Below are 15,644 nucleotides of genomic sequence, written 5' to 3' on the forward strand. Positions count from 1 at the left end.
TATCCGGCCTACGGAGGGTGCGGGAATTTGTAGKCMTGATAAGACGCGCGAGCGTCGCATCAGGCATCTGGCACCGTTGCCGGATGTGGCGTAAACGCCTTATCCGGCCTACGGAGGGTGCGGGAATTTGTAGGCCTGATAAGACGCGCAAGCGTCGCATCAGGCATCTGGCACTATTGCCGGATGCGGCGCGAGCGCCTTATCCGGCCTACCGATCATGTGCCAACATTACATTGAGCAATACAATCAGTTCTTTTTCACAAACTCAGATTTCAGTTTCATCGGACCAAAACCGTCGATTTTGCAATCGATGTTATGGTCGCCTTCAACCAGGCGGATGTTTTTCACTTTGGTGCCGATCTTCAGCATCGAAGAGCTACCTTTCACCTTCAGATCTTTAATGATGGTAACGCTGTCGCCGTCAGCCAGCAGGTTGCCGTTAGCATCTTTAACGATCAGCTCGTCACTTTCCTTTGCAGGTTCTGCGTCGTTCCATTCGTAGGCACATTCCGGGCAGATGTACATGCCGTTATCTTCGTAAGTGTATTCGGAGTTGCATTTTGGGCAGTGTGGTAATGACATGTGGATTTCCTCAAAAGTCAGCGGGGCAAAAGCGCCAAAAAACGGCAGATTGCCGAAAAAGGCCGCAATTATACACAAAATCCCTGAGTTTGTCGGGGGTACTGCTGATTTTAGACGACGATCGTTTTCATTTGAAAGAGAAGGCAAAAAGAAAATAATCTTTTTGCCTCAGTTTATTATTTGAGATAAGGTTAACTTTATTCTTGTTCTTTTTTTAATTTAATTGTTTTCTATCTTTCTGACTTTTAAACGTGTCGGAAGAGACGTCGTCATTCTAATAAAAACAACAAATTAAATATAAATTATTTCCCGCAGTAATTATAAAAGCCGAAAACAGAACTAAAAAACGATCTGGCTAAATAAAAGTAATAAAATTTGCTTTAAGGAAGAACTTTCCATGTGCACACAGACAATATATGAGTTAAGTCAGGAGGCGGAACGTCTGTTACTGCTTTCCCGACAACAGTTGCAGTTACTGGAAAAAATGCCTCTCACTGTACCTGGAGAAGTGGCGCCGCCTCTGACTTTACCCTGGAGTCAGCATAATATCGTCGAGCGCCACGCGATGCTGAATAATGAGCTGCGTAAAATTTCCCGTCTGGAAATGGTGCTGGCGATTGTCGGCACTATGAAAGCAGGGAAATCAACCACCATTAATGCCATTGTTGGCACTGAAGTTCTTCCTAATCGCAATCGCCCTATGACTGCGCTGCCAACGCTTATTCGCCATACGCCGGGGCAAAAAGAACCCGTGCTGCATTTTTCACATGTCGCGCCAATTGACCGTTTAATCCAACAATTACAACAGCGCCTGCGTGATTACGATATTAAGCATCTGACCGATCTGCTGGAAATAGATAAAGATATGCGTGTACTTATGCAGCGGATCGAAAATGGCGTCGCTTTCGAAAAATATTACCTGGGCGCCCAGCCTATTTTTCATTGTCTGAAAAGTTTGAATGATTTGGTGCGCATGGCGAAAGCGCTGGACGTTGATTTTCCTTTTTCTGCTTACGCCGCCATTGAGCATATTCCGGTGATTGAAGTGGAGTTTGTCCATCTGGCGGGGCTGGAAAGTTATCCGGGGCAGTTAACATTACTGGATACTCCCGGGCCAAATGAAGCCGGGCAACCACATCTGCAAAAAATGCTTAATGAGCAGCTGGCGCGTGCTTCTGCGGTGCTGGCGGTGATGGATTATACGCAACTGAAATCGATCTCCGATGAAGAGGTGCGCGCGGCGGTTATGGCCGTCGGCAAGTCAGTACCGCTGTATGTATTGGTCAATAAATTCGATCAGCAGGATCGTAACAGCGACGATGCCGAACAGGTGCGGGCGCTGATTTCCGGGACGTTGATGAAAGGCTGTGTTACGCCAGGGCAGATATTTCCGGTATCGTCGATGTGGGGCTATCTGGCGAATCGGGCGCGCCATGAGTTAGCCAGCAGCGGCAGGTTGCCCGATCCTCAACAGCAACGCTGGGTGGAGGATTTTGCTCATGCGGCGCTCGGCAGGCGCTGGTGTAACGCGGATCTGGAGGATATCGACCATATTCGCCATGCAGTTGAGCAATTGTGGGAAGACTCGTTATTCGAACAGCCGGTGCAGGCGTTGCTTCATGCCGCGTATGCCAACGCGTCGTTGTACGCTCTGCGTTCTGCCTCGCATAAATTGTTGAATTACGCCCAGCAGGCGCGGGAGTACCTTGATTTTCGCGCCCACGGCCTGACTGTCGCCTGCGAGCTATTGCGGCAAAATATCCACCAACTCGAAGAAAATTTGCAGCTATTGCAACTCAATCAGACGCAGGTGAGCGGTGAGATTCAACATGAAATAGAGCTGGCCCTGGCATCAGCCAACGACTTTTTACGTCAGCAGCAAGAGCAGGTGAATGCCCAGTTAGCCGTGCTGTTTCAACATGATTCGTGGCCATTAAGCGAGATTCGTACTCGCTGCGAGACACTGTTACAGACGGCACAGACCCAAATCAGCCGGGATTTCACGCTGCGTTTTGCTGAACTGGAATCCACCCTTTGCCGGGTACTAACCGATGTTATTCGACCCATTGAACAACGGGTTAAAGTGGCATTGAGTGAGTCTGGGTTTCGCCCTGGATTTGAGTTTCCTGTTTTTCGCAGTGTGGTTCCCCACTTCAATACTCGTCAGCTATTCAGCGATGCAATATCACTCCAGGAAATACCGGATGAGCAGGTCACCCGTTTAGGTGTTGTACGTGAGACTTTCTCGCGCTGGTTGAATCAACCAGACTGGGGACGGAGTAGTGAGAAATCCCCGACGAAGACCGTTGATTACAGTGTGCTACAACGTACGTTAACCGAAGAAATTGACCTCTATTGCCAACAAATGGCTAAAGTTTTAGCGGTTCAGGTCGATGATTCTGTCACGGCAGGAATGAGCACATTTTTCGCTGATTTCGCTGTATGTTTGACGGAATTACACACGCGTTTACGCGAAAGTCTGGCTTTGCGACAGCAAAATGAATCCGTGGTGAAAATTATGCAGCAGCAATTGCAGCAGACTGCAACAACACACGGCTGGATTTATACGGACTCTCAGTTGTTACGCGATGATATTCAAACTCTTTTCACGGCAGAACAGTATTGACAAAGACATTACTGGACGGCCCCGGTCGCGTGCTGGAGTCGGTTCATCCCCGCTTTTTAGTGGATCTGGCGCTGGGCGATGATACCCGTCATCCGCAAGCCCATCAGCAGCAGTTTCGTGAACGACTGATGCAGGAGATCCTTGCTCGCACACAGCTTCAGACGTGGGCGAATGCCGGAATGTTAAATGCGCCGCTTAGTCTACGCCTGGCATTGGTGGAAAAACTGGCGGCAATGCTTGACCCCGGTCATCTGGCGTTGACACAGATCGCACAATATCTGGCGTTACTGCAAAAAAGGGATCTCCGCTCACAATCCGCTTTCCCGGAACTCCAGCAGCAAATTACCGCTTTATATGAGTGGTTTTCCGCTCGTTGTCACTGGAAAGAAAAAGCCTTAACGCAACGAGGGTTACTGGTGCAGGCGGGCGAACAGAGCGAGCAAATTTTTACTCGCTGGCATGCCGGTGCGTATGACAGTTGGTCGCTGCCTGGACGTTGTTTCATCGTTCTGGAAGAACTGCGTTGGGGGGCGTTTGGCGATGCCTGCCGTCTGGGAAGTCCGCAAGCGGCAGCGTTGTTGCTTGATGATTTGCGCGTAAAAGCGACGCAATATCTGGCTGAAAGTATCAACGCAGCACCGACTACTCGTCATTATTACCACCAATGGTTCACATCACCCACAGCTCTAAGCGGTGGGGATCATGCTGACTTTTTAGGTTGGTTGGGTAAGTGGTCCGATGCAGATAAACAGCCCGTTTGCTGGTCGGTGACCCAACGTTGGCAAACTGTCGCGGTAGGGATGCCACGGCTCTGTTCAGCACAACGTCTGGTGGAGGCCTTGGTCGAGGAAATCTTCTCTGTAAATCATGTGTAAATAATCAGTTACATTGGTGAGTGTTTAACGAAATTCATATGTGAAGTTGATCACAAATTTAAACGCTGGTAGGGTAAAAAGGTCATTAACTGCCCAATTCAGGCGTCAACTGGTTTGGTTGTACAATTCTTAATCGGAACGTGTAAGTAAACCCGCTACGCTTGTTACAGAGATTGCACCCTGCAATTCCCGCTTCCCTTTTGCGGGCGCCACGTTATTTGCCTGACGTGTGCGGAAATGGGCTTACTCTGCGAGGAAAGCTATGCTGAAAAGGAAAAAAGTAAAACCGATTACCCTTCGTGACGTCACTATTATTGATGACGGTAAACTGCGCAAAGCCATTACCGCAGCATCGCTGGGTAATGCAATGGAATGGTTCGATTTTGGTGTTTATGGTTTTGTTGCCTACGCGTTAGGTAAGGTCTTTTTCCCGGGGGCTGACCCCAGCGTGCAGATGGTTGCTGCACTTGCCACCTTCTCCGTTCCCTTTCTGATTCGACCGCTTGGCGGGCTCTTCTTCGGTATGTTGGGCGATAAATATGGTCGCCAGAAGATCCTTGCGATCACCATTGTGATTATGTCGATCAGTACGTTCTGTATTGGCTTAATACCGTCCTACGCCTCTATTGGTATTTGGGCACCGATTCTGTTGTTGATCTGTAAGATGGCGCAAGGATTCTCGGTGGGGGGCGAATATACCGGGGCGTCGATATTTGTCGCGGAATACTCCCCTGACCGTAAACGCGGCTTTATGGGCAGTTGGCTGGATTTCGGCTCTATTGCCGGGTTTGTGCTGGGTGCGGGCGTGGTGGTGTTAATTTCGACCATCGTCGGTGAAGAAAACTTCCTCGACTGGGGCTGGCGTATTCCGTTCTTTATCGCTCTGCCTTTAGGGATTATCGGGCTTTACTTGCGCCATGCGCTGGAAGAGACGCCTGCTTTCCAGCAACACGTTGAGAAACTGGAGCAGGGCGACCGGGAAGGTCTACAGGATGGTCCGAAAGTCTCGTTTAAAGAGATTGCCACCAAACACTGGCGCAGTCTGTTGACGTGTATTGGCCTGGTGATTGCCACCAACGTCACTTACTACATGCTGCTGACCTATATGCCGAGTTATTTGTCGCATAACCTGCACTACTCCGAAGACCACGGAGTGCTGATTATTATCGCCATTATGATTGGTATGCTGTTTGTGCAACCGGTGATGGGGCTGCTAAGTGACCGTTTTGGCCGTCGTCCGTTTGTGATCCTCGGTAGTGTTGCGCTGTTTGCGCTGGCGATCCCGGCGTTCATCCTGATTAACAGTAATATCATCGGCCTGATTTTCGCCGGGTTGTTGATGCTGGCCGTGATCCTTAACTGCTTTACGGGTGTTATGGCCTCAACGCTGCCAGCGATGTTCCCGACGCATATCCGTTACAGTGCGCTGGCGGCGGCATTTAATATTTCGGTGCTGATTGCCGGTCTGACGCCAACGCTGGCGGCCTGGCTGGTCGAAAGCTCGCAGGATCTGATGATGCCCGCCTATTATCTGATGGTCGTGGCGGTGGTTGGTTTAATCACCGGCGTAACCATGAAAGAGACGGCGAATCAGCCATTGAAAGGTGCGACGCCAGCGGCGTCAGATTTACAGGAAGCGAAGGAAATTCTCGTCGAGCATTACGATAATATTGAGCAAAAAATCGAGGATATTGACCACGAGATTGCCGATTTGCAGGCGAAACGTTCTCGCCTGGTGCAGCAACATCCGCGTATTGATGAGTAATCTGAAATGGATGGCCTGATGCGACGCTGTCTTATCAGGCCTGCAACCGAACTCTTAAGGTTCACTTAATCTCTGGCGCGCATACTCTCCTCCAGGTTAACGGAGGAGAGTGCAATGAAAAACCGTATTTATGAACGTTTAACTACCGTGTTCAGCGTGCTGGTAGTCAGCAGCTTTCTCTATATCTGGTTTGCCACGTACTGATCTTTCTTCAGCCGTATCCAGGCACGCGTGCCGGAGGTTTCTTCCCGGTTTTGCAGGAAAAACTGCCCGTGATGCAACTGCGTGATGCGGCTGACAATACTTAATCCCAGACCAATTCCGCCATAACGGCTGTCCATTCGTACAAACGCTTTGCTTAACTCCCCGCATTTACTCTCATCAATACCCGGCCCTTCATCTTCAACCGCCATTACCGCACCGCCATCTTCTTGCAGCTTAATCATGATGTTGCTGCCTTGTGGGCTGTAACGATGGGCGTTTTCCACCAGGTTTCGCAATAGCATCCGCAGCAGGGTTGCATCACCCGGGACGGTGATGTCGGCGGCGCTTTCTGGCAACAGCAAGGTTTGCTGACGCTGGTCGAGCATGGTACTTAACTCGTCATACGAGGGCAGAATGACATCTTCCAGCAGTTTTACATGCTGATAATTACCGGATGAAAATGACTGACCCGCACGCGCCAGTTGTAACAACTGGGAGACGCTCTCCATCATCTGATCAAGCCGCGCCACTAACGGCGCTACATCAATGTGATGCGTTTTCGCCATCAACTCCAGATGCAAACGTACCCCCGCCAGCGGCGTTCGCAGTTCGTGAGCGACGTCAGCGGTAAACAACCTTTCGTTATCCAGCGTGCTGGTCAGGCGACTGACCAGATCGTTCAACGCCGAAACCACCGCTTCGATTTCGAGGGTGGCGCTGTGAATGGCAATAGGCGTTAAGTTGTCGGCGGTACGCGCTTCCAGCTCTTTTTGCAACTCCGCCAGCGGACGGGTGATGCGCCGTACCGCCTGATAGCAGATGAATAGCGTCAGGCTGACCATAAATACGCCGGGGACAATCAGGCTGGCAACCGCTTCGCGGATCTCACGCATGATGTGGCGATCGTTGTTGCGATTGTCGCGTAACGCCTGCTCAAATAGCTGAATCTGCTCGGTACTTTCATGCCATAGCCAGAAGACGCTGATCAGCTCAAACACCAGCAAAATGGCCCCGATGGTCAATATCAGCCTTTGGCGCAGCGATACTGGTCGGCGCAGAAAACGCATCAGATTCAATTAGTTTTCCTCATTTACGACCAGCATATAGCCAAAGCCGCGTACGGTGCGGATACGGGCTTTGCCCACTTTGTCGCGCAGATTGTGGATATGCACTTCCAGGGTGTTGGTCGAGGGTTCGTTATCCCAGTTATAGATGTCGTTGTAGAGAATTTCCCGATGCACCGGACTGCCTGCTTTGAGCATTAACCGTGACAGCAGAGCATATTCTTTCGGCGTCAGAATCAGTTCTTCACCGCCCATCCATACCTGACGGCGACCCATATTCAGCGTCAGGTTGCCAACAATCAACTCGCTTTCGCCCTGATTATTATGGCGTCGCAGCAGGGCGCGAATGCGGGCGTGCAACTCTTCCAGCGCAAAAGGCTTCACCAGATAGTCGTCGGCCCCGACATCCAGCCCGGCGATTTTGTCGGTCAGAGTGTCGCGGGCGGTGAGGATCAGCACCGGCAGGGTGTATTTTTTCTGCCGGATACGGGCGAGAAAATGCAGCCCGTCTTCGTCAGGTAAACCTAAATCCAGCACCACCAGACTGTAATGACCAGCTTCCAGGCTTTGTTCCGCCATCCGTGCGGTTGTGACGCCATCACAGGCGTAGCCTTCCGTTTGCGCCGCCAGAATCAGTCCCTGCAATAACAGCGTATCATCTTCAACAATTAGAATTTTCATTCACTCACTCTCCTGCAAGTTTGCAGAATATCATCCGCGGCCTGGTAATACTTCGTCTCAACACCGGTTAATCCCAACAGCGTTGAGAATAAATTGTCTTGTGAATAGTGCTGCGTTTGCGCCTGTTTTTGCAGGCAGTTCTGGTCAACCTGATACCGCTTTTGATAATCCTCCGACAGCCACAGCAGCATTGGCACCTGTTTTTGGCTATCCGGGGCGATGGCATAAGGCAGGCCGTGCAGATAGATGCCATTTTCACCTAACGATTCACCGTGATCAGAAAGATAAACCAGGCTGGTGGTAAATTTATCCTGATGTTCTTTCAGCAGATTAATCGCTTTATCAACAATATAGTCGACGTAAACCAGCGTGTTGTCGTAAGTGTTCACCAGTTGCTCTTTGGTACAGGTCTGGATCTCATTGGTGTCGCAAGTAGGGGTAAATTTCCTGAACTGCGGCGGATAGCGGTTGTAATAGGTCGGGCCGTGGCTGCCGATGGTGTGTAAGACAATCACGCCATCACCTTGCAGATTATTGATGTACTCTTCCAGCCCGTGGAACAGGACTTCGTCATAGCATTCGCCGTTGATGCACTGACCAGGCAAGTTCAGCGCAGTGACGTTCTGGTGAGGCACGCGGTCGCAGACGCCTTTACAGCCGCCATCGTTATCATTCCACAGTACATTAATGCCCGCCCGTTGGATGATATCCAGAACACCTTCCTGATGCTGCGCCAGTTCTTCCTTGTAATGCTCACGCGGCATATCCGAGAACATGCACGGTACTGAAACTGCCGTTGCCGTGCCGCAAGATGCGGTATTAGGGAAATAGACCACGTTATCTTTCGCCAGCCGCGGGTTAGTTTCACGCGGGTAGCCGTTGAGGGAGAAGTTCTCCGCCCGCGAGGTTTCGCCGACAATCAGGATGGTCAAATTTTTACGTTTTTCGTTCTGTATTAACGGGTTGCGGTGGGCGTCTTCACCAATTCGCACCAGCGGCAGATTTGCCAGTCGCTGATGGGAGTACCATGACCAGCTGGCAACAATGCTGTTAGAGGGGCTTAAGGATTTCACCAGCTCTTTGTTATTGCGGAACAACGAGGCGTAGTCTTTATAAAACAGTGCGGCGACCAGCAAAATCAGCAGTACAGAAACCAGAATATTGGCTCCACGGAAAAGAACACTGCGCAGACGCGAGGTGGCAGGTTTGATTTTTATCCAGCAGGCAATCAGCGCAGCAAGCACGCCGCTGAATCCCAGCGTTAATAACATTTGCGGTGTCATCAGCGCATAACTTTCTGCCGGAGTGGTATCAATAATATTGGCAATCATCGAGCGGTCGATGACGATGCCGTAAGTCATTATGAAATATTGTGCAGCTGCGCCGACCAGAATAAACAGGCAGGCCAGCGGTCGATTAAGCCATAAGAAAGAGCTTAGTGTCAGGACAATATTAATCACGCTGAAGGCGACGACCGGCATCGACAAGAAAACCAGTACGTTATGCAGCGAGTCCAGCGGCAGCGCCTGCAACACCTGTTTAAAAAAGGCAATATTCAGGCAGATAGAGATATAAAAAGCGGCCAACAATAGCCAGGCGAGTAAATTCAAAGAGGGTCTTTTTAGTAGGCGCTTCAACATCACGGTGTTTCCATCGAACAAAGTGCGCATATGCTCGCAAAGCAAAATTAAGCCAACCTTAAGTTCTTAAGGTTGGCTTTTATTTGTGCTGGATTAAAGGGAATTAATCTTTGCTTATTGGTGCATCTAAGGGATACGGGTTTTTATGCATCCGGTTGTAGTTCAGCGCATACATGGCTGTGATTACCATCAGAGTGACGAATGACCACATGACCTCTTGTGCGCCAGAACCGACCACCGCCCAGATACAGTAAAGGAAGGCGATAGTCGTGATGGTCAGGTACGCCGGGCGCGCTTTGCCAAAGTGACCGTGACCTAAAAGCAGTAAAGCGGCACAGGTGTAAAGATAAGGCACGAGGGTAAAGATTACCGATACGGAAGACACCAGACCAAATTCTTTGGTGGCGTTTGGTGAGATGCTACTGAACTGGAAGATAGTCATCAGAATACCAACGATAATCAACCCGGCAACCGGGGTACCCGCTTTGTTAACGCGGGCAAAAATGGGGGGGAACAGGCCGTCATCGGCAGCTGCTTTCGCCGTTTGCCCAGCCAGTAGTGTCCAGCCGCCCAGCGAGCCTAAGCAACCTGCCGCTGCGCAGAAGGAGACAATGGCCCCAGCGGTATCACCCAGCGCCATCCGCGCTGCATCGCCAAAAGGTGAGGCGGAAACGCGCAGCGCGGCATTAGGGATCATCCCCATAATTGCAGTAGTCGAGAGCACATAGCAGACGGCGGCAATCAATACCCCACCTATGGTGGCGATAGGCACGTTGCGTTTCGGGTTTTTCACTACGCCCGCCGCAACGGAAGCACTTTCTACCCCGATAAACGACCACAACGTGACGTTTAAGGTACTTTGAATCGCACCGAAAGTACCCTGACCACTCACGTTCCAGGCTGCCATATACGTTTCACTGTGGAACCAGAACCAGCCGAATACTGCAATCCCGACAATGGGGATCAGCGCCAGCACAGTGGCGACAGCCTGCACGCGGGTGATCATTTTTGGACCGACGATATTAAGCAGAACGAAGATCCACAGCACCACCACGCAGGTGATGGTTAATACCAACGGATCTTTGAGGATAGGGAAGAAGTAGCTTAAATACCCCACGCCAATGACCACCATGGCAATATTGCCGATCCAGCAGGCCAGCCAGTAGAGAACGTTTGTTTGATACCCGAGGAAAGGGCCAAAGCAGCGGCGCGCGTAGGCATATGAACCGCCAGGGCTGGGATCAAGGAAAGACATTTTGGCGTAGACCATCGACAAAGCCAGCGCACCGATAATCGTCACCAACCAACCATATATGGCTATCCCGCCTGTCGAGGCCAGGTTTGCAGGTAACAGAAAAACCCCTGACCCCATAATATTCCCCGACACCATCAGGGTGACGGGGATTAAGCCCACTTTGTGAGCGTCAGCATCCGAAGACATAATTAAACTCCTGCGAAGGCGAGCTTCGTGACAATAAATTACGTCATATCATACGCCTACACTCGCGCGTTGAATTATCCTCAACCGGGTTATCGCTGATGCTGTTATTAATATAGCTCTTCGTTCAGGTTATAAATCAGGCGACAGAACGTTCTCTGTGCTGACTAACATAATGGAGAGGCGTCATACCATAGAAGTCTTTAAATACAGATATAAAATAGGAAGTGCTGTTGTAGCCGCAGGATTGTGATACCTGTGAGATATTTTTGCCGTCCATCATTAATTCATTTACGGCATAACGCATACGGCAGGTGGTGATTATTTGGCTATAACTGGTGTTTTCACTTTTCAGTTTTTTCTTTAACAGGCTGGGGCTTAGACATAAACAGCTGGCTACCATACTAAGATTCCAGTCTTTATGAATATCGCTTTCAATTATTTGATAAACGCTATCACTTACACAATTACGTAACATATACATCATAAGAGAAAGGAATTTTTTACTGTCGAGAAAGCGTGATAGCACAGTGAATAATAATGCACGAGTGCGCTCTTTTTCTGACTCTGTTTCAGCGGGCATCATGCTATGTTGAGCAGCGACGCGAAAGAGGTCCAGTGTCAGGCATGGTAAGGCCAGGACTGGGGTGGCGCTTCGTTGCCAGACGGGTATTTTTGAGAGATCTTTATTCAGAAAACGGAGGTAATCTTTGATGATGTTATGACTAATATGCGCAACCAAAGTGTTATTAAGTGAGGAGACATCAATAATATTATTTTCACAACTTAATAACGCCATGTGGTTAGCCTTCAGGCTTATAGGTTCTTTCCCATTCACCCTTAACCAGACATCTTTTTCAGTCAATAAAACAATACAAGGTTGGTCGCTGCAAATCCTCATACATGTACTCCTGAATGCAAATAAAAGACCCGTTTTCGCCAGGAAGAGCGATACGGGGAAATGGTTATATAATTGTATGACGAATCAAAACATGCATAAAAATAACGTGTTTTACTAATATTACAAATTTTTATAGTAATTTCTCATGTACAAAAAATTTTACATGCTGAAAAAGTGTAAATAACAGGCAAAAAAAAGCGCGGGGTGGGACCGCGCAAAAAGTATGACATTTTTGTTTGCAGCAATTTTTATGAAAACGTTGCCATACTCAAAAGGCCTCAGGCCAGGCGGCGTAATGTTATTAAAACAATTACGCCTTCAGCGGAATAGTGGTTACGCTTTCACACACATCACATGGTAAATACCGTCAATAATTTCGGTACCTTCAGTTTCGTGTTCGAAACCAGGGAAATGATGATCCCAGGATTGTAGTGAGCGTAAATAGCTTACCTGCGGACTGTTTTTATCGCCGAAGTTTTCGCCAGAGAGCAGCATTGGGATTCCTGGCGGATACGGGATGACAGAGTTCGCCGCAATACGTCCCGGCAGGTTTTCAATGGATACCAGTTCGACGTTGTTATCGACAATCGCGTTGTAGGCTTCACGCGGGGTGATTTCAGCCACCGGCAGGCCAGAATAGGCTTCGTTCAACCGTGCGCCTGGGTTGTTTTCTTTCAGCCAGGCAAACATTTTGTCACCCAGATCGTGAATCCCCATATTCGCGTAAGTGTCAGGATATTGTTCAGCAAGTTCCGGCATCACCTGCGCCAGCGGTGTATTAGCGTCGTAATGGCGTTTGAAAGAGCAAAGTGTGTTAACCAGAGTTCCCCATTTCCCACGGGTTACGCCCATAGAGAACAGGAACATAATCTGGAAGTCAGTGGTGCGGGTTGGCACAATGCCGTGACGACCAAGCCAGGCGGTGACCAGTGCGGCAGGTACGCCAGTCTCTTCCAGTTCGCCGTCTTCTCCCATCCCCGGTGCGAGGATGCTGACTTTAATCGGGTCGAGCATACTCCAGTTGTCCGGAATATCTTTGAAGCCGTGCCAGCTTTCGCCTGGATGCATTACCCAGCAGTCCTGAACGGTGGTCAGCAGTTTGCTCGGCGCGTCGGCAAAGTCATAGGTTTTGCCAGTTTCCGGGTCGGTAACCACTTCTTTATTCCACGGTTTGAAGAACCAGCTACCGTCAGCGGTGAACTCTTTATACAGCCGCGCCATTGCCTGACGGAAATCAACCGCTTCGTCGATCACTTCCTGCGTCAGAGACTGGCCGCTGTTGCCGTCCATCATCGATACTGCAACATCGTTTGATGCACAGATGGCATACAACGGGGAAGTGGTGGCATGCATCATATATGCCTGATTAAAGCGCGAGAAGTTGACAGCCCCACGGCCTTCGCGCACATGAATGTAAGACGCCTGTGACAGCGCATTCAGCAGTTTGTGAGTGGAGTGGGTAGCGAACACGGTTGGGCCGTTATGATCGCCAGGTTCACCGCGCATGGCATAGTGATCGGCATAGATCGGATTAAAGCGCGCATAACCGTACCAGGCTTCGTCGAAGTGCAGACGATCGGAGGTTTTTTCCAGCAGATCCTGCGCTTCTTTGGCGTTGTAGCATACGCCGTCGTAGGTGCAGTTGGTGACCACGCAGTAAGAGGGTTTTTGCCCAACTTTATCTTTGGTCAGCGGGCTTTCGCTGATTTTCTTCTGTAAAGTTTCAGGCTGCATTTCCTGCGGGTAGATTGGCCCGATAATGCCGTAGCGGTTGCGGCTTGGCACCATGTAGACGGGTTTCGCGCCAGTCAGCATTAAGCCTTGTTCGATGGATTTGTGGCAGTTACGGTCAACGACCACCACATCGTTATCGGTCATGCAAGCCTGCATGATGGTGCGGTTAGAGCCGGAAGTTCCGACGACGACTGACCAGGAACGATCGGCACCAAATACGCGCGCGGCATATTTTTCGCTTTCACCAAATGCGCCAGTATGGTCAAGTAAAGAACCGAGGGAAGTTCTTTCGATACCCATGTCGGTACGGAACAGATTTTCACCATAATAGTCATGGTAGAAACGCCCGGCTGGCGTTTTGGTGAAGCCAACGCCGCCCTGGTGGCCCGGTGCTGCCCAGGAATACTCGTGGATGTCGCTATATTTCATCAGAGCGCTGAACAGTGGCGGCAACAGTTGCTGGCGGTAGCGGGTCATCGCGGCAACGGCGCGTCCGGCGATAAAGTCGGCGGTATCTTCCAGAATCCAGGCGAATTCATCGACAAGCTCCAGCAGGTCGCGATCCATTGCGGCGAGGGCTTTTTCCCGATCGCCTAACAGGAATACCGGCACATTTTGCTGGCGTTCGTGAAGCTTACCGATCAATTCTCTGACGTTTTGATGTTCGTCCGGATGTTCCATTTGATAGCTGAACATCAGACAATCAATGGCCTCATTTGAAGAGAGAATGGCAAAGCCGTCATCAAATGAGGTTGATTTAATGACAGTGACATTTTGCTGGCTTAAGGCATTCGCCAGACGCTCAACGGCGTTACCGACCCAGGTGTCCTGATGGAGAAACTCGCTTTCAACAATTAATACTTTCATCATTGCTTACCCGGTTATGAAGGAATCTTCGTTGCGGGCAAGTATCTTCTGGGTATTTCAGGCTGTAAAGCGAGCAAAAAACAGTCGCTTTTGTTTTTTTTATTTTTATAAACAATCAATTACATTGATTTCTAAAGTTGTTTTCACTGCTTATTATCGACAGCTAAACTATTTTTTTGGCTGATACTGATATCATCTTTATCCGGGAAGCGTCTGGCGGTGTTGTTGGCTAAGTTTGCGGTATTTTTGCGGCGACATGCCGACATATTTGCCGAACGTGCTGTAAAAGCGACTGCTCGAACGAAAGCCTGCTGTCAGGGCAATATCGAGAATACTTTTATCGGTATCGCTCAATAACGCGCGAACGTGGTTGATGCGCATCGCCGTAATGTACTGTTTCATCGTCAATTGCATGACCCGCTGGAAGATCCCCATCGCATAGTTGGCGTTAAGTTTGACGTGCTCGGCCACGTCGTTGATGGTTAGCGCTTGATCATAGTTTTCGGCAATAAAGCCCAACATCTGGCTGACATAAAACTGTGCATGACGCGAGACGCTGTTTTTGTGCGTACGCGAGGTTTTATTGACCAGAACCGGCTCCCAGCCAGAGAGACTAAATCGCTTGAGCATCAGGCCAATTTCATCAATAGCAAGTTGGCGAATTTGCTCGTTTGGGCTGTTGAGTTCCTGCTGCCAGCGACGCACTTCAAACGGACTAAGCTGCTGTGTCGCCAGTGATTTGATCACCATACCGTGAGTGACGTGGTTTATAAGGTCTTTATCCAGCGGCCAGGAGAGAAACAGATGCATCGGCAGATTAAAAATCGCCATGCTCTGACAGGTTCCGGTATCTGTTAGTTGGTGCGGTGTACAGGCCCAGAACAGCGTGATATGCCCCTGGTTGATCTTCACTTTTTCATTGTTGATCAGGTATTCCACATCACCATCGAAAGGCACATTCACTTCGACCTGACCATGCCAGTGGCTGGTGGGCATGATATGCGGTGCGCGAAACTCAATCTCCATACGCTGATATTCTGAGTACAGTGATAGCGGGCTGCGGGTCTGCTTTTCATCGCTGCTACACATAAAGTTATCAGTATTCATGGATGGCTCTCTTTCCTGGATTATCAGAATTATGACATGAGTGGGGGAGAATGACTGCGAATGGGAGCACGGTTTTCACCCTCTTCCCAGAGGGATGCGGGGACCGCCCGAGGATAAGGAGGCTGAAATCTCTGCTTTTCAGTTAATTTATTCCCATAAA

General features: G+C 49.7%; 12 protein-coding genes. 4 read left to right on the top strand and 8 right to left on the bottom strand.

Features of this window, described 5'->3' with window-relative positions; translation table 11 throughout:
* Positions 1–246 precede the first annotated feature (246 nt).
* Entirely contained in the window at positions 247–582 is a 336-nt protein-coding gene (locus FFT88_RS12555; protein ID WP_001514846.1) for a zinc ribbon domain-containing protein YjdM, read from the bottom strand.
* Positions 583–979: 397 nt separating this feature from the next.
* Between FFT88_RS12555 and crfC the strand changes: the two genes are divergently transcribed.
* The 4 genes from crfC (at position 980) to pmrR (ending at position 6,052) form a co-directional block, all read left to right on the top strand.
* Complete coding sequence (crfC, locus tag FFT88_RS12560) at positions 980–3,208, top strand: clamp-binding protein CrfC (RefSeq protein WP_135405674.1); 2,229 nt, start codon at positions 980–982, stop codon at positions 3,206–3,208.
* Positions 3,205–4,083 (top strand): diguanylate cyclase regulator RdcB family protein, encoded by an 879-nt coding sequence (locus FFT88_RS12565; RefSeq protein ID WP_135405675.1) that lies wholly within the window; start codon positions 3,205–3,207, stop codon positions 4,081–4,083. The genes crfC and FFT88_RS12565 overlap by 4 nt, the downstream gene beginning before the upstream one ends.
* Before the next feature lie 262 nt (positions 4,084–4,345).
* A complete protein-coding gene (gene proP, locus FFT88_RS12570) occupies positions 4,346–5,848 on the top strand; it encodes a glycine betaine/L-proline transporter ProP (RefSeq protein WP_130216781.1) in 1,503 nt (500 codons plus the stop codon).
* Between the two features lie 114 nt (positions 5,849–5,962).
* Positions 5,963–6,052 (top strand): LpxT activity modulator PmrR, encoded by a 90-nt coding sequence (pmrR, locus tag FFT88_RS12575; protein WP_074399408.1) that lies wholly within the window; start codon positions 5,963–5,965, stop codon positions 6,050–6,052.
* Here pmrR and pmrB read toward each other — a convergent pair.
* From pmrB to melR, 7 genes are all read right to left on the bottom strand, one after another.
* A complete protein-coding gene (gene pmrB, locus FFT88_RS12580; RefSeq protein WP_167851624.1) occupies positions 6,028–7,128 on the bottom strand; it encodes a two-component system sensor histidine kinase PmrB in 1,101 nt (366 codons plus the stop codon). The genes pmrR and pmrB overlap by 25 nt on opposite strands.
* Positions 7,129–7,797 carry a two-component system response regulator BasR gene (basR, locus tag FFT88_RS12585; protein WP_103753345.1) on the bottom strand — a complete coding sequence of 223 codons (669 nt, stop codon included), beginning with the start codon at positions 7,795–7,797 and terminating at the stop codon, positions 7,129–7,131.
* Complete coding sequence (gene eptA / locus FFT88_RS12590; protein ID WP_135405676.1) at positions 7,794–9,437, bottom strand: phosphoethanolamine transferase EptA; 1,644 nt, start codon at positions 9,435–9,437, stop codon at positions 7,794–7,796. The genes basR and eptA overlap by 4 nt, the downstream gene beginning before the upstream one ends.
* 103 nt (positions 9,438–9,540) lie before the next feature.
* The gene (gene adiC / locus FFT88_RS12595) at positions 9,541–10,878 is read right to left on the bottom strand and encodes an arginine/agmatine antiporter (protein ID WP_130216777.1); all 1,338 of its coding nucleotides are present in this window, start codon (positions 10,876–10,878) and stop codon (positions 9,541–9,543) included.
* 136 nt (positions 10,879–11,014) lie between these two features.
* Positions 11,015–11,776, bottom strand: a complete 762-nt coding sequence (adiY, locus tag FFT88_RS12600; RefSeq protein ID WP_130221796.1) for a DNA-binding transcriptional activator AdiY — start codon at positions 11,774–11,776, stop codon at positions 11,015–11,017.
* Positions 11,777–12,109: 333 nt separating this feature from the next.
* The gene (gene adiA, locus FFT88_RS12605; RefSeq protein ID WP_135405684.1) at positions 12,110–14,377 is read right to left on the bottom strand and encodes an arginine decarboxylase; all 2,268 of its coding nucleotides are present in this window, start codon (positions 14,375–14,377) and stop codon (positions 12,110–12,112) included.
* 198 nt (positions 14,378–14,575) lie between these two features.
* The gene (melR, locus tag FFT88_RS12610) at positions 14,576–15,484 is read right to left on the bottom strand and encodes a transcriptional regulator MelR (RefSeq protein WP_135385157.1); all 909 of its coding nucleotides are present in this window, start codon (positions 15,482–15,484) and stop codon (positions 14,576–14,578) included.
* Positions 15,485–15,644 lie beyond the last annotated feature (160 nt).

It is taken from the genome of Escherichia sp. E4930 (assembly GCF_005845405.1).
GTDB lineage: Bacteria > Pseudomonadota > Gammaproteobacteria > Enterobacterales > Enterobacteriaceae > Escherichia.